Source organism: Actinomadura fulvescens, from assembly GCF_039533225.1.
GTDB lineage: Bacteria > Actinomycetota > Actinomycetes > Streptosporangiales > Streptosporangiaceae > Spirillospora > Spirillospora fulvescens.
On the sequence record NZ_BAAATD010000002.1, the window covers coordinates 910,852 to 925,268 of the forward strand.

At 69.5% G+C, this 14,417-nt stretch carries 15 protein-coding genes and 2 pseudogenes; 9 read left to right on the plus strand and 8 right to left on the minus strand.

Annotated features, from left to right (window positions below; translation table 11 throughout):
- Positions 1-427 precede the first annotated feature (427 nt).
- A complete protein-coding gene (locus ABD333_RS10965) occupies positions 428-649 on the plus strand; it encodes a hypothetical protein (RefSeq protein WP_344540479.1) in 222 nt (73 codons plus the stop codon).
- An 11-nt stretch (positions 650-660) separates the two neighbouring features.
- Here ABD333_RS10965 and ABD333_RS47480 read toward each other — a convergent pair.
- Positions 661-864: pseudogene (locus tag ABD333_RS47480) on the minus strand (hypothetical protein); the annotation flags it as partial.
- Between ABD333_RS47480 and ABD333_RS10975 the strand changes: the two are divergent.
- Both ABD333_RS10975 and ABD333_RS10980 read left to right on the plus strand, forming a co-directional pair.
- Entirely contained in the window at positions 767-1,330 is a 564-nt protein-coding gene (locus ABD333_RS10975) for a TetR/AcrR family transcriptional regulator (protein WP_344540195.1), read from the plus strand. The pseudogene ABD333_RS47480 and the gene ABD333_RS10975 overlap by 98 nt on opposite strands.
- Positions 1,331-1,362: 32 nt before the next feature.
- Positions 1,363-2,030 (plus strand): annotated as a pseudogene (locus ABD333_RS10980) (class I SAM-dependent methyltransferase).
- Here the strand turns inward: ABD333_RS10980 and ABD333_RS10985 are convergent.
- The 3 genes from ABD333_RS10985 to ABD333_RS10995 all read right to left on the minus strand — a co-directional run bounded on the left by ABD333_RS10985 (position 2,005) and on the right by ABD333_RS10995 (position 5,527).
- Entirely contained in the window at positions 2,005-2,742 is a 738-nt protein-coding gene (locus ABD333_RS10985; RefSeq protein ID WP_344540197.1) for a 3-hydroxyacyl-CoA dehydrogenase NAD-binding domain-containing protein, read from the minus strand. The pseudogene ABD333_RS10980 and the gene ABD333_RS10985 overlap by 26 nt on opposite strands.
- 31 nt (positions 2,743-2,773) lie before the next feature.
- A complete protein-coding gene (locus ABD333_RS10990) occupies positions 2,774-4,321 on the minus strand; it encodes a carboxylesterase/lipase family protein (protein ID WP_344540199.1) in 1,548 nt (515 codons plus the stop codon).
- 186 nt (positions 4,322-4,507) lie between these two features.
- Positions 4,508-5,527: a LacI family DNA-binding transcriptional regulator gene (locus ABD333_RS10995; RefSeq protein WP_344540201.1), complete on the minus strand. Its 1,020-nt coding sequence runs from the start codon at positions 5,525-5,527 to the stop codon at positions 4,508-4,510.
- 82 nt (positions 5,528-5,609) lie between these two features.
- Between ABD333_RS10995 and ABD333_RS11000 the strand changes: the two genes are divergently transcribed.
- Positions 5,610-6,239: a LysE family translocator gene (locus tag ABD333_RS11000; RefSeq protein WP_344540202.1), complete on the plus strand. Its 630-nt coding sequence runs from the start codon at positions 5,610-5,612 to the stop codon at positions 6,237-6,239.
- Positions 6,240-6,272: 33 nt separating this feature from the next.
- Here the strand turns inward: ABD333_RS11000 and ABD333_RS11005 are convergent, their stop codons facing one another.
- A complete protein-coding gene (locus tag ABD333_RS11005; protein ID WP_344540203.1) occupies positions 6,273-7,295 on the minus strand; it encodes an SDR family oxidoreductase in 1,023 nt (340 codons plus the stop codon).
- 175 nt (positions 7,296-7,470) lie between these two features.
- Between ABD333_RS11005 and ABD333_RS11010 the strand changes: the two genes are divergently transcribed.
- The 4 genes from ABD333_RS11010 (at position 7,471) to ABD333_RS11025 (ending at position 10,743) form a co-directional block, all read left to right on the plus strand.
- The gene (locus ABD333_RS11010) at positions 7,471-7,818 is read left to right on the plus strand and encodes a PadR family transcriptional regulator (protein WP_344540204.1); all 348 of its coding nucleotides are present in this window, start codon (positions 7,471-7,473) and stop codon (positions 7,816-7,818) included.
- Positions 7,815-8,756 carry a hypothetical protein gene (locus tag ABD333_RS11015; RefSeq protein WP_344540206.1) on the plus strand — a complete coding sequence of 314 codons (942 nt, stop codon included), beginning with the start codon at positions 7,815-7,817 and terminating at the stop codon, positions 8,754-8,756. The genes ABD333_RS11010 and ABD333_RS11015 overlap by 4 nt, the downstream gene beginning before the upstream one ends.
- Before the next feature lie 317 nt (positions 8,757-9,073).
- The gene (locus ABD333_RS11020; protein ID WP_344540208.1) at positions 9,074-10,114 is read left to right on the plus strand and encodes a sensor histidine kinase; all 1,041 of its coding nucleotides are present in this window, start codon (positions 9,074-9,076) and stop codon (positions 10,112-10,114) included.
- Entirely contained in the window at positions 10,111-10,743 is a 633-nt protein-coding gene (locus tag ABD333_RS11025; RefSeq protein WP_344540210.1) for a response regulator, read from the plus strand. Before ABD333_RS11020 ends, ABD333_RS11025 begins: the two co-directional genes overlap by 4 nt.
- Before the next feature lie 37 nt (positions 10,744-10,780).
- On the opposite strand, the gene ABD333_RS11030 is transcribed toward ABD333_RS11025, so the two are convergent.
- Together ABD333_RS11030 and ABD333_RS11035 are read right to left on the minus strand one after the other, a co-directional pair.
- The gene (locus tag ABD333_RS11030; RefSeq protein ID WP_344540211.1) at positions 10,781-11,989 is read right to left on the minus strand and encodes a tannase/feruloyl esterase family alpha/beta hydrolase; all 1,209 of its coding nucleotides are present in this window, start codon (positions 11,987-11,989) and stop codon (positions 10,781-10,783) included.
- Between the two features lie 175 nt (positions 11,990-12,164).
- Positions 12,165-12,722 carry a hypothetical protein gene (locus ABD333_RS11035; protein ID WP_344540212.1) on the minus strand — a complete coding sequence of 186 codons (558 nt, stop codon included), beginning with the start codon at positions 12,720-12,722 and terminating at the stop codon, positions 12,165-12,167.
- 354 nt (positions 12,723-13,076) lie between these two features.
- On the opposite strand from ABD333_RS11035, the gene ABD333_RS11040 reads away from it, so the two are divergent.
- Positions 13,077-13,853, plus strand: a complete 777-nt coding sequence (locus ABD333_RS11040) for a hypothetical protein (protein ID WP_344540213.1) — start codon at positions 13,077-13,079, stop codon at positions 13,851-13,853.
- Positions 13,854-13,943: 90 nt separating this feature from the next.
- On the opposite strand, the gene ABD333_RS11045 is transcribed toward ABD333_RS11040, so the two are convergent.
- Entirely contained in the window at positions 13,944-14,198 is a 255-nt protein-coding gene (locus tag ABD333_RS11045; protein WP_344540214.1) for a hypothetical protein, read from the minus strand.
- Between the last annotated feature and the right edge of the window lie 219 nt (positions 14,199-14,417).

The window sequence follows — 14,417 nt, forward strand, 5'->3', positions numbered from 1 at the left end:
TGGCCGCCTGACCACCTCCATGCTCGTCATTCGGTGACGGGGGTCGCCAGGGGGCGCTCGTGCCAGGCTTCCTGCTGGAGGTAGCCGCTGGCCGAGTGGAGCCAGGAGAGGGTGGACTTGGTGGAGAACGTGTCGGGGATGAGGCCCGCCAGTGGTCCTTGCCGCCATCGCCGGTGACATCGTGTGGGCGGCGTCGCCCATGAGCGTGGTCGGGCCGCGGCTCCAGACGTCCGGCACGCGGTGGCCGTAGTGCGGATAGAACATCGGTGTCTCGGCCTGGGCGAGCACCGTGGGGAACGGTTCCGGCCAGTGGCCGAACCGTTCGCGCAGCCGGTCCATCAGGTGGGGCGCGTCCCCCCAGAACGGGCTGCCCGGCTTGGCGCGCAGGTCGAACCACCACAGCACCTTCCCGTGCTCGGCCGGAGCCATGCTGCCGAGCGCCCGCCCGTTCGATCCGGTGGCCGTAATGGACGGGCACGCCGTCGGCGAGGCGTTCCACGAGCTCGTGCCTGGCGATGTGCATGGAGTACAGGCCGCCGAAGCGGCGCTCGGCCACGCTGAGGTCGATCTTGCCGAGCGTGCGCTCGCGTACGGACCAGGTCTCCAGCGTCTCCAGGCGGCGGCCGCCTCGTACACCTCGACGTCATGACCCGCCGCGGTCAGCCCGCGCGCCGCGGCCAGTCCCGCGACACCTCCGCCGGCGATGAGTACCCTCTGTCCTGTCCTTAATTTGAGACCTACAGTTTCTGATACTTGGAGTATCACAATGAAGGCACGCGGACGCAAGCCCGATCCCGGCATCGATGCGCGCATCAAGGAGGCCGCGGTCACCCTGCTGGTGACCAAGGGCGTGTCGTTCACCATGGACGAGGCGGCCGCCGCCGCCGGTGTCAGCCGGGCCAGCGTGTTCCGCCGCTACGCCACCAAACGCGACATGCTGCTCGAAGCACTCGCGTTCGCTCTCGACGCCCAGGTACCCGAGACCCCCGACACCGGGTCACTCGAAGGCGACCTGACGGTGATCGTCACCCAGACCCTCGCCGGCGTGCAGGTACCCGAGTTCACGAAGATGACCAGGGAGATCTTCGGCGAGGCGGGCCGGGACCCGGGCGTCGCCGAGGTCATCCGCACCAGCATGCGCGACAAGAGGGAACGCGACTGGGCGATCTACGACCGCGCGATCGCCAGGGGCGAGCTGTCTCCCGACGCCGATCTGTGGCTGCTGTCGGACCTGGTCGTCGGCCTGGTGGTCTACCGCGTCCTCATCGGCCTGCCGATGCCCGAGCCGGCCCAGATGGTCGACGCCCTCCTCAACGGCTTCTCGCGATGACTCCGCCGGCGCGGGCCTGAGACGATCCAGGTATGGCGCGAAGCTTCGAGGAACTGGTGGGGGAGGCGGAGGCGGCCCCGGTGGAGGGCTGGGACTTCTCCTGGCTGGACGGCCGGGCCACCGAACAACGCCCGTCGTGGGGCTACCAGCGGCTCATGGGCGAGCGGATGGCCCGCGCCTCGGCCGCGTTGGACGTGCAGACCGGCGGCGGGGAGGTCCTGGCCGGGGTGCCGACGCTGCCGCCGCTGGTCGCGGCGACGGAGTCCTGGCCGCCGAACGTGGCCAAGGCCACCCGGCTGCTGCATCCGCTGGGCGTGGTGGTCGTCGCGGACGAGGACGAGCCGCCGCTTCCGTTCGCCGACGAGGCCTTCGATCTGGTGGTCAGCCGGCATCCGGTGACCGTGTGGTGGCAGGAGCTCGCCCGCGTGCTCCGGCCGGGCGGCACCCGGGCGACGCCCGGCGGGCGGCCGAGGCGGCCGGCCTGGAGGTCGTCGACCTGCGCTCGGAGTCCCTGCGCACCGAGTTCTTCGACGTCGGCGCGGTGATCTACTTCCTGCGGAAGGTGATCTGGATGGTGCCCGGATTCACCGTCGACCAGTATCGCGACCGGCTGCGGCAGCTGCACGACCGCATCAACGACCAGGGCCCGTTCGTCGCGCACACCACCCGTTTCCTCATCGAGGCCCGCAAGCCCGCCTGACACCGCGGACGGGCCGCCTCCCGTTCGTAGAGCGCCGGCGACGAGGATCGCTGGCGAGTTCGGGGGTGAGGCGCGGGTCGTCGAGGTCGGCCCAGCGCAGGCCCGGGCCATGGCTGATCGCGGTGTCGATCTCGGCGATCGTGACGACTCCGCGGTGCACCAGCGAGGACGCCTCGCGCCACAGCGCCGCCTGCAGCCGGTTGGCGACGTGGCCGGGCAGCTCTTGCCGCACCAGGATCGGCTTCTTGCCGAGCTCCTGGTAGAACCACATCGCCATCTCGATGGCCTGCGGCGAGGTCTGTTCGCCTGGCACCACCTCCACTAGCGGGACCAGGTGCGGCAGGTTGAACGGATGCCCGACGAGCATCCGCTCCGGACGGCGTGCGCAGGCCCGTTGGATCCGGCTTGGCATGAACCTGGACGAGCTGCTCGCCAGGACCGCTCCGGCGGGGGCCGCCCGGTCGAGCACGGCGAAGATCTCGTCCTTGGCGTCGGATCGTTCCGGGCCGTTCTCCTGGACGAAATCAGCCTCCGCCGCGGCCTCGGCCGGGTCGGCGGTGAAGGACAGCCCGTCCCGGCCCGGCAGAGCCGCGTGCAGCCGCTCTTCGGCGGCCGGGTCGGGATCGGCCGCGATCACCTCGTGTCCGTACGACAGGAACAGTTCTGCCCAGCTCAGCCCGGTCACGCCCGTACCGACCACGGCGATCCTCATCACCGGTCACCTCGCAGGGCGGTGAGCATGGTCAGAGCGAATTCCAGAGGCCGCACTTGTGGCGGTCGCCGGTGCTGGTGCTGACGTGGGTGCCGACGGGGTTGTTCTTGTTGACCGTGTCCAGGAACAGGCTCCGTTGCCTCGCCGCGTCGAACGTCGGCCAGCGGGGGCCGTCGTAGGCCTTGGGCGTGCCCTTCTCGGCGAAGGAAAGGTAGTAGTTCCGCATCTGCCGGGAGAGCTTCAGCTGTGCGGCGTTGAGTGCCCCAGGGGTGGCCTTGTAGGCGAAGACGTACTGGATCTCCGTGGTGTGGGCGGCCCCGGCGTGGTACCCGGGCGGCGGGGGCATCGGAGTTCCGATCGACCGCCACTGGGGTGCGTCGCGGTCACCGAACTCGTAGAAGTAGGTACGGGTCTTCGATGCGAGGTGGCCGGCCGTTTGCAGCGTCCTGCAGATGTACTGATCGGTGTTGACCGTGCCCATCGCGTACTCGGTGTGCTCGTAGTCGCGGAGCGGATAGGCCGACAGCACGCGCTGCGCGTTCGCCTGCCCGACCTTAGCGGTGACCTCCTTGACGTAGCCCTCGGGCGACAGCGGGTAGAGGCCGAAGGCGAAGCCCATCCACTCGTCGCGGGCGACGCCGATCACGACGGGGACCTTGTTGATCCGGCCGGTGGTGATGGCCCGCATCGGGTCCAGCGGGAGCGCGCGTCCGCCGATCACCGGGCTGCCGCTGTTGCCTCCGGCCACCCCCTGCGCCGCACGGAAGACCCTGTCGGCGGGCAGCGCGCGCAGGCACCTGGCGTCCTCGCAGCCCAGAGCGGTGGCCACGCGCTTTCCGGCCACGTACGCGTCGGCCTGCTGACGCGCCGAGCAACCGCCGCTCCAGATCGCGGCGCTCGTGAAGAGCCCCGCAGCGGTCGGGGAGACGAGTTGGTGGCAGACGGCGCTTCCGCCGGCGGACTGGCCGAGGACCGAGACCTCGCGCGGGTCGCCGCCGAACGCCGCGGCGTTGCGCCGCACCCAGCGCAATGCCGCCTGCTGGTCGAGCAGGCCGTAGTTCCCGGACGAACGGTCGGCCGACTCGGTGGTCAGGGAGGGCAGCGCGAGCCCGGCAAAGACGCCGAGGCGGTAGGCGGGCATGACCACGACGGCCTCGTGGGCGTCGGCGAGCTTGCGGCCGTCGTAGATGCCGGGTGAGCCCTGGGTGGACGCGCCGCCGTGGATGAACACCATCACCGGCAGCTTCCGCTTGCCGGGTGAGACCTTCGCGGGGCGGTAGACGTTCAGGTACAGGCAGTCCTCGTTGACCACTTCGAGGCCGTCGCCTCCGGCCACGGCGGAACACTGCTGGTGGGGCCTGGTCGCGTCCCGGACGCCTCGCCATGGTCGCGCGGGGACAGGCGGCTTCCAGCGCAGCTTGCCCACCGGCGGCGCGGCGAACGGCAGCCCCAGGAACTCCACGCTGGAACCGTTGTCGAGGCCACGAGCGACACCGAGGTCGGTTCTGACGACGAGGGCGCCGCCCCCTGATCCGGGTCGCGGGGTGGCGGACGCGATCCCCGCTCCTGCCGTGACCACGGCTGAGACGGTCGCGAGGGCGGCGCATGCGCGCGCGGCCCGGCGGAGAGCGGACGGTTTCATCGGCAACGCCCCTTCAGGTGTGAGGGCCCAGATCGGTAGGACGCCGATGTCCTGATTCGGGTGAGCTGTTGATATCCCACTTCGCCGAACGTGGTCAAGCGTTTGACTGCAGATCGGCCGCCGTCAGCGGCCGGCCACCGGTCCCGTCGAGGCGCGCACGACCAGCGTGGAGGGAAGCACCACCTCGCGGGCGGCGGTGTTCCCCGCCAGCACGTCGAGGAAGACCCGGGCCGCCTGCCGGCCGAGTTCGAGGGCGGGCAGGTGAACGCAGGTCAGCGCGGGATTCATCAGGGCGGCGGTCGGAAGGTCGTCGAAGGAGGCCAGGGCGACGCGATCCGGTACGCCGACCCCCAGGCTCCGCAGGATGTCCAGCGTTCCGTAGGCCAGGACGTCGCAGGCGCAGACGATGGCCGTCACCCCGAGCGCGTCCCACTCGGGCCACACCTTGAGCATGCGCTCGGAGGCGCCCTCGATGTTGATGGCGGACGTGGCCTCGACCACGGTCCCGCCCGCCGCGCGGATCCGGTCGGCGAACGCCTTGAAGCGCACGGCGAAGGTGCTGCCGTTGCGGCCCGCCTGGAGGTAGCCGATGCGGCGATGCCCTAGTTCGAGCAGGTGGGCGGCCAGCGAATCCGCGCCCGTGGTGAGGTCGAAGTTGACGCGCACGAACTCCTGCGGCCCGCCGGGCGAGTCGAGCAGGACGATCGGTACGGGCGGCCGGTCGCCGACCACGTCGAGGGCGTCGGCCTCCACGATCACGCCGTCCACGCCGACCGACAGGAGCGTGGTCATGTTCGCGCGAGCGCCGGTGTGCCCGACCTCCGTGGCGACCGACAACATCTGGACACGGTCGCCGAACTCCTCCAGCAGCCCCATCTGCACGGAGCCGAAGAACGAGTTCGACAGTCCCGTGGCGGCGAAGCCGACGATCCCGGATCGTCCGGTCGCCAGACTCCGCGCACGCCGGTCCACCTGGTAGCCGAGCCGGCGTGCCTCGGCCAGCACGCGCTGCCGCGTTTCGGGCAGTACGCGGCGAGTGTCCTTGCCGTTGACGACCAGGGAGACCGTCGTGGTGGAGACCCCGGCGGCCAGCGCCACATCCGCCGCGGTGACCCGCCTGGCACGTCCAGCCCGCCCGCCCATGGTGGTCATCGTAATGGGGAACGTTCTAGTCAAACGCTTGACTAGGCGAGGTGCCCCGGCGGTGAGATGGGAAGATCATCGCATGCCGATCGATCCGCATCTGCTCGCCGTGTTCACCATGACCACCATCATCGCCCTCATCACCCCCGGGCCCGACATGTTGTTCGTCCTCGGATGCGGCCTCAAGGGCGGCGCCCGGGCCGGGCTGCTGGCCACGCTCGGCGTGATCACCGGTGACGCGTTGTACATCGCCGCTGCCGCCGCCGGGCTGGCGGTGCTGCTGACGACGTTCCCGGTGGTGTTCACGGTGCTGCGGATCGCCGGCGCCGCGTACCTGATCTACCTCGGCGTCCAGATGATCCGCAACCGCAGGAACGGCCAGGCCGACGATCTGGCCGGCAGCGGGATGCCGGGCAGGCGCGCCTTCCTCAACGGCGTGGTGTCGTCCGCGGCCAACCCGCAGACGTTCACGTTCATGGTCGCCTTCCTGCCGCAGTTCATCGACCCCGCCGCGGGACCGGTCTGGCTGCAGTTCGCCATCCTCGGCAGCGTCCTGATCGTCCTGGAGTTCCTGGCCGACGGAACGGTGGGCGTCCTCGCCGGCCGGATCGGCGGCTGGCTGCGTGCCCGCCAGGCGGTGCGCCGCCGTATCGACGCCGCGACCGGCACCGTGTTCATCGGCTTGGGCGTCACCCTCGCGGCCGACAGCTGACCGGTCACCGCGAGGCGCGCGGCGATCCCCAGGTCATTGTGAGCGGTGGCGCAGCGTGGCGGCGCCGGCGGCACATGCGGCGGCGAGCGTGGTGGCGGTGAGGGCTCGCCGGTGCCGGGACATCCACAGCTGCGGGCTGTGGGCGTGTGACCGGTCGTCGAAGTCACCGTGCGCGCCGAAATCGCGTCCATCGCGGCCGTCGGCCGGCTCCCACAGGTTGACGGGCTGGTGGGGGTCCGCGGGCTGGTCGGTCTGCTGGGAGCCGTACCCGGTGCGGGCCAGGTAGCGGTCGAGCAGGCCCGGGGCGATCCTGTTGGCCAGCAGGGTCGCGACGGTGCTGGCGCCCACCCAGTACTCGCGCCGCTGGGGATGTTGGGCCGCATGTACCAGCGCCCGGGCGGCGACCTCGGGCTGGTAGATCGGCGGGACCGGCTGGGGGCGCTTGGACAGCTTGGACAACACCCAGTCGAACTGCGGAGTGTTCACCGCGGGCATGTGCACGATCGTGGTCTGGATGCCGCTGTGGTCGTGCAGCAGTTCGGTCCGCAGTGACTCATGGAAGCCCTGGATGGCGTGTTTGGCTCCGCAATAGGCCGACTGCAGGGGGATGCCGCGCTTGGCCAACGCCGAGCCCGTCTGCACGATCACGCCGCGATCGCGCGGGGTCATCAGCTCCAGGGCGACCTTGGTCCCGTGAACGAAGCCGAGGTAGGTGACCTCGGTCGTACGTCTGAACTCGGCCGGATCGATCTGGCTGAACGGCGCGAACACCGAACTGAACGCCGCGTTGATCCAGACCTCCACCGGCCCCAGCTCGGCCTCGGCGCGCCGTCCCGCCGCCCGCACCTGGGCGAAGTCGGCCATGTCGGCGGTCAGCACCAGCGCCTGCCCACCGGCCGCGGTGACTTCCTCGGCGGCGGCGTGCAGCCCCGCCTCACCGCGCGCGATCAGCGCCACCCGGGCCTTGCGCGCGCCGAACGCCCTCGCGGTCGCACGGCCGATCCCTCCGCTGGCCCCCGTCACCACAACGACACGCCCGTTCCAATGCTGGTTCATGGGCAGTAGCCTTCCCAGCTCAACGGCGTTGTCACACGGACGCGTCCACGCGTCCGCCCGCCGGTCACGAGGCAGTCAGCAAGGTGGCCGCGCACCGTTGCTCACACGAGAACAGATGGACGGCCGGCTCGGTTGATGTCTTGTCATACTCTCGTCATCGGTATATACATGGCGCATGAGTGTCAGACCGATGCAGGAACCCTCGTTCCTGATCCTGACCGTGCTGGCGGCGGAGGCCCAGCACGGCTACGCGATCATGACTGAGGTCACGGACATCTCCGGCGGGCGCGTCAAGCTGCGGCCCGGCACGCTGTACGCGGCGCTGGACCGGCTCCGCGAAGAGGGCCTGGTGGAGGTGGATCGGGAGGAGGTCGTGGACACCCGGCTGCGCCGCTACTACCGGATCACGGCCACCGGCGCCGAGCGGCTGGCCGTCGAGGCCGACCGGATGCGTCGCAACGCCGACAGCGCATTGCAGCGGTTGGCCACCGGTGGCCGTCGCCTGGCGGGAGGAACGTCATGACGTCACTGGAGACCGGTTACCGCAAGCTGCTGGCCTGGTACCCGCGCGCCTACCGCCAGGAGTACGAGGAGGAGCTGGTGGGCGTTCTGCTGGCGGCCTCCGAGGACGGCAGGCGCCGCCCGGGCGTTCGTGAGGCGGCCGACCTGCTGCTGGGTGCCGTGCGGGTGCGCCTGCGCGGCTCGTTCGGCCGCGCCGCCCGCGCGCGGTGGCGTGAGGCGGCCGCGACGGCCGGGGCGGCGCTGGCCGCGTTGATGCTGATCATGGCGTTGCCGAATCTGGTCTATCACGGGCTCGGCAACCTGCTGGGCTCCCCGGATCCGCTCACGGTGATCGTCCCGGCGACGACCGTGCTGATGGCCGCGGGCGTTTGGGCCGGACGCCGGACGCTGACGGTGTTCGGGGCGTGGGCCACGCTCGCCGGTACCGCCGCGGCGGCGGACTTGGGTGTGGACTCCGATCCGGCCGCCGGCATGGCGTCGTACGAGTCGGTGGCCGTTGCGCTGGTGGCGGCCTTGTTGCTCAGCGTGCCGGTTGCCCCTCGTTCCGGTCTGGAGCTCATGCGGAGCCACGGTTTGCTGTTGTGGTGCCTGTCCTCCGGGCTGGTGCTGGCGGCGGCGCCGTGGTTCGTGTTCTCCGAGCCGACGGAGCTGTGGCCGCTGACCGTGCTCGTGCCGCTGCTGTACGGCTGGGCCGCGGGCACCGCCGCGTGGTCCCCGGTCGGCAGGCGGACCATGCTCCTGCTGGCCGTGCCCCTCGGCGCCTTGATCACCATCACGTCGCTGACTCCGGCGATCACCTTCGTCGGCCCCTTCGTGCCCACCGACCTGGCGGCGATCGTCGTTCCCGTCATCGCGTTCGCCGTCACCGCGTGGTGGCGGAGGCCGCGCCGCACTGACGGCGGCGGCCCGGACGAAACCCCGGGGCTGTCGCCGGCTTAGAGACACCCGCCACGACCCCTCGCGCACGGCCGAGGCTCCCCCTGTTCGCCAAGCCGAGCACTCCGGCCCATATGCATACTGTCGACCGGGGTCAAGATCGCCTGGTCCTTCGCCTGGAGCGCAACCGGGACGCGCCGGGCGCGACGGTCCGGAACGTCACGGTCGAGGTGTCCGCCGACGACGGCGGAACGTGGCGCACCGTGCCCGCACGTCAGGTCGCTGCCCGACCCATGACCTTTGGCCAGTGTCGTCGCCGTTCCATATCGGCCGAGGGGCACTGCTCCTAGTCTGAGCGCATGCCTCGCATGGTGTCGTGGTTGGCGACATTCTTGTACGTCACCGTTCTGGTGGCGGGGTTGTACGGACAGGTGGCCGGCCTGTGCCATGCCAGTACGCCGCGTACCGCCGGTTTCGTCGGTGCGCTGGCGGTCCTGCTGGTGCTCGAAGCGGTGGGCCGGCATCGGCCGGCGGCCCTCATGCTGGCGGTCCGCGCGGGTCTCTACGTGTCGGTCGCCGTGCTCGACTGCTCGGGTACGGGCCGTTCGCTGTTCCTGCTCATCCCGTTCATCGGCTACTTCACGCTCGGCCGCCGCGCCGGATACGGGCTCGCCGGCGGGTGCCTGGCCGCCGTGGTCGCCGCGCTCGCCACCCGGCCCGGCTGGTACACCGACTCCGAAGCGGTCTCGGACCTGTTGATGTTCGTGATCGGACTGGTCTTCGCGATCGCCATGGCGACCGTGGCGCACCGGTACGCCGACCAGGCCGCCGAGCTGGCCATCGCCGCCGAACGGGCCCGGCTGGCCCGCGACATCCACGACAACGTGGGGCATCATCTGACCGTGATCTCCGTCCAGCTGGAGAAGTCGGCGGCGTTCCGCACCCTCGACCCGGAGACCGCCGCCCAGGCGCTGGAAGACGCCCGCGAGTCCGCGCGGCTGGCGCTGGAGGACGTGCGGCGATCGGTCGGCGGCCTGCGAACTGACGGCCGGGTGTCGCTCTCGACCGCACTGACGGATATGGCCGCACGCTTCGACATGGGGGTCACGGTCGACGTCACCGGTGACGAGTCCAGGTTCGACGGCCCGGCGCTGACGGCGCTCTACCACGCGGCCCAGGAGAGCCTCACCAACGCCCGCAGGCACGCCGCCGCGACCAAGGTGACGGTAGAAGCGGTCCTGGACGGCAGGGAGGCGCGTCTTGTGGTCACCGACGACGGCAGCGGCTTCACGTCCACCGAAGGTTTCGGCGTACGCGGTATGCGCGAGCGCCTCGAACTCGTGGGAGGCTCACTCCGCATCGACAGCGCGCCCGGCAGCGGCACCCGCGTGACGGCCACGGTCCCGGGCACGTCGCGATGAAGGACGTCCGGGTGCTCGTCGCCGACGACCAGCGGCTGATCCGCGAGGGCATCGCCTCCCTGCTCGGCCTCCAGCCCGCCGTGACCGTGGTCGCGGTCGCCGAGGACGGCAGGGAGGCCGTCGACAAGGCGCTCGCCCTCACACCCGACGTCGTGCTCATGGACGTCCGCATGCCCGGGACGGACGGCATCGAGGCCACGGCCCTCCTGCGCGCGAGCCTGCCGGACTGCCGGATCCTGATGCTCACGACCTTCGACGACGAGCGGTACGTCTTCGCCGCGTTGCGGGCCGGCGCGAGCGGCTACCTGCTCAAAGACCTGCCCGCCGCCGAACTCGCGCAGGCCGTCCGTCTGGTGAACGCCGGAGTCGACCAGTTCGCACCCGCCGTCACCGGCCACCTGCTGGGCGCCCTGCGCGACCCACCGGCCGCCAACGACTCCACCCTCACCGCACGCGAGCTCGACGTGATCCGCCTGATCGCCACCGGCGCCACCAACCGCGAGATCGCCGGACGCCTCTACGTCAGTGAGGGCACGGTGAAGAACCACGTGTCCAGCATTCTGACCCGCCTCGGCCTGCGCGACCGCACTCAGGCCGCCATCTACGCCCACGACCACGGGCTGCTCTGACAGGGCGTGGTCTCCTCGCCGTCTGAGCGTCCGGAGCCTACCGGGTGGTCCAGCATTCGAGCCGGGTGAAGGCGGCAGCGAAGGCGGGGAGCATAGGGCGGAAGGTCGTCGGAGAGAGGGCGACGAGGCCGTCGGTGTGGGGGCCGCCGGGGACGCGGGTCTTGCGGTGCAGGGCCGAGCGCCCGGCTTCGGCGACGAGCCGTTCGTAGGTGGCGGCGTAACGGAACGGCGGGGTCAGAGCGTCGAGCGTGCCCTGGACGCTCACAAGGGGACGGCCGATGCGGCCGGTCAGCGAGACGCGGGCGACGGCACGCTGGACCGCGCGTGGGCGCGAGACGAGATCGTAGGCGGCTTCGTCACCGGTGTAGGACGGGTCAAGCTCCTTACGCACCTGCTGCTGGAGTGGTCCCCACAGGTTCTGGTAGCTGAACGGCCACGCCGGTTCGGATCCGGCCGGGTAGCCCGCGGCAAGCAGAGCGGCATGCGCGCTGGAATCACCCCTCGTGTAGGGCGGATAGGCGCGAAGCGCGGGCGGCAATGTCGTGAGCAGGCTGGTGCCGGGGGTGAAGATCAGGGCGTTCCAATCGATGCCGCCGGTGTAGAGCGACGGGTGACGTTCCAGCTGCCACCGCACCAGATAGCCGCCCGCCGACAGGCCCGCGGCGTAGGTGCGGGCTGGAGAACGCCCGTAGTGGCGGGCGACGGCCTTCCTGGCGGCGCGGGTGAGCTCGGTGAAGCGGTGGTGCCATTCGAGGATGGCGTCGCCGGACCGGGCTCCGTCCGCCGCCAGGTTCGGGCCGGTGTTGCCTTTGTCGGTGGCGGCATAGGCGTAACCCTTGGCGAGGACCTGGTCGCTGATGATCGGGTCGTTGGCGTACTGCTCGCGGGTCCCGGGCGGCCCGGCGACGACCAGGCCGCCGTTCCAGCGCTTTGGCAGACGCAGCACGAACTGAGAGTCGTGCTTCCATCCGTGGTTGGTGTTCGTCGTCGAGGTGTCCGGAAAGTAGCCGTCGACCTGAACGCCCGGCACCCCTGAAGGCGTGGTGGTGCCCGGGGCGACCAGGCCTGCCCAGTCGGCGGGATCGGTATGCCCGGACGCCACGGTCCCGGCCGTGGTCAGGTCACGCAGGCAAGCGGTGACGCTGTGCCGCGCGCCGGGCACCCGGACGTCGGGGCAGTCCTGGGCGGCGGCTGGGGACCCGACGGCGGGCACCACCAGCCCGGCGGCGAGCGAAGTGGTAGCCAACAGTGATCGCATGAGGGTGGCCTCTCGTGGATGCGAAGTGACTCCACGAAGCTAGAACCGCCTGATCGTGACCGATAAGTGCGATCCGTCCTGGATCTGTTGGCCGGAAGGCACATGACCTGTGGCACTCCTGCTCATCGCCCGACGCAGGGGCGCTCTCAATACGCCCTACCGTTCAGTTGCCGTCGGCTGGGCAAGTGTGTTGTGCAAGCCGAGCCTTGGCGTCGTGGAAATCGCCCACGGCGAAAGGTTCGCGATGCCCGCATCGGTCGCACCGCAAGGTGGGCAGAGCGCCCGTGCGTTCCTCGGTCGGCACGGCGAGATAGTGCGGCCACCGCCACAGGCGGCCAGGACCGGCCACTCCGATATCGCGGGACACGATGGTGAACGATCCCAGGGCCAGGCCGAACCCAGCGAGCGCGAGCACGATCGCGACCACCCCGTTCGGCACCAGCACACACAGGGGCACCAGCCCGACGCCCGCCAGCCCGAGGGCCGTCCACATCCGCCGTGCTCTGCGCGCCGCTCGCACGCTGAAGACCCGGTAGGTCAACCGTTCTCGGCACGAGCCGCAGACGAGGACGACCTCCCTGGGCTCGGCTCCATCCCGCGGACGCTTCAGCACGACCACCTCCTGCCGGGCGTAGCTGTCGACCAGCATGTTTCCGGCTCGCTCAGTGGCGGCGTGATGCAGAAGCTGGACGGTCGGCTCAGGCACAAGCGCACTGGACATACCGGCAGATTGCCACATTGGACGGACGACCCGTCCGCGGTGGCGGCCCGGGCCCGGTGCGGCAACGCCAGTAGGAGCGGCCGCTACGAACGCGCCATGGCGTCGATTGCCGGATCATGTAGCAGAAGATTTACGACGGGCCTAGCCCCGCCTTCCGGTGATCAACATGGTCAGGCAATGCTCGTCCATGACCATCTGTTCTGTCATCTTCCGTCAAGGCTGGGGGTGTGGTACTGACCATGTATGGCGTCACATCGCAATCATCGGCGGGACGATAGGCGTGGGATACGCGACCACGCTCACTCATCGCGACGGCGGCGGATGCGGTCCTCTTGGCGTGACACGAGTATGACAATGAAGGCAATTCTCATTACGCTGGCTGCCGCATTGCTTGCTGCTCCGTTCGTTGCGGTGCTCGAAGATACCGGGCGTAGCATGCTTGGCCGCCCACAAGTCGCCGCATCCCCGGAAGGGACGCCTGGCGCAGGTTCGAACAGCCCGGTACTGGTGGACGTCAGAATGGATTACGAGGCCGACCCAGGATGGGTATTCCCGGGCACGAAAGAAGACGTCGGCCAGCCACCAGCCGAGAAGGTCTATTCCACCTGGAAAAGAGAGAACTGGAAAAAGTGGGTCGACGCCCGCAAGGGGGTCGCAGCGACCGACAACACAGTGTCAATAACGGTCTCAGGCAGATCTGCCAAGGCCGTTGTGCTGCGAAAGCTCACCGTGACCATCCATGAACGGAAACCTCCCCTTGCGGGAACGTTCGTTGCAAAAGGTGGAGCAGGAGGCCTCAGCCCGCGACGTTTTCACCTCAATTTGGACCGTCAGCCTCCGTCAGTCATGCTGGCAGCCACCAAGCCGGGCGAAGTAGCGGGCGACGAGGACTTTGTTGACTTTCCTTATACCGTGTCAGAGACCGAAGTCGAAGAATTCCAGCTCTACCCGAACACGAAACGATGTCTTTGCTCGTGGAGTGCCGTTCTGTACTGGGATGCTGACATGGGCGGGGACAAGCGAGTAGCCGGAACCTCGCGGATCAACGACAACGGAAAACCTTTCCTGGTTACCGCCACAACGAACGTCATCGATCGAGTACGAATCCCATGGGGAGCAGTTGTCAGTTAACCCGCATACGAGACGCGCCCCATATCTGCGCCGTTGCTGCGCTTGCGGCCTGACGTCCGCGTGTGGCGACGGTGGCCGCTGGCACGTCCATCAGAACGGCTTGAACGGACCGGTGACCACAAAGTGCAGCGGAACACCTTCGATTGATTGAGGCGTGGTTGGCAGGCCACCGGCGTCTTCCAGGAACACGTGGATCCCGAAGACCTCATCGTGTGCCTCGTCGAGATGCTCCGGCGCGACGACACTGCCGATGCCGTAACCGGCGACCGGGTGATACCGGCTCTCGATCTCCTCATGGTGGTCCTGCATGACTCGTTTGGCTTTTTCGTATTCGACCCCGCGCATTGGTTCAGTATTCCTTCCAGCCGTGACATATGGATGCGGTCTTGACAGGAGCCCGACCGTGCCGGCCCGTGCTGCGCGGCATCACCAAGAACGATCTCGCGGTCGGTGGCGTCTACGTCGACGGCAGTCAGGACGGTCCGACAGATTTCGGCGGCGAGTACCCGACCTGGGAAGAGGCCGTCGAAGCAGGTGTCCGCATCGCCCGGGGCGCCGAGCAGG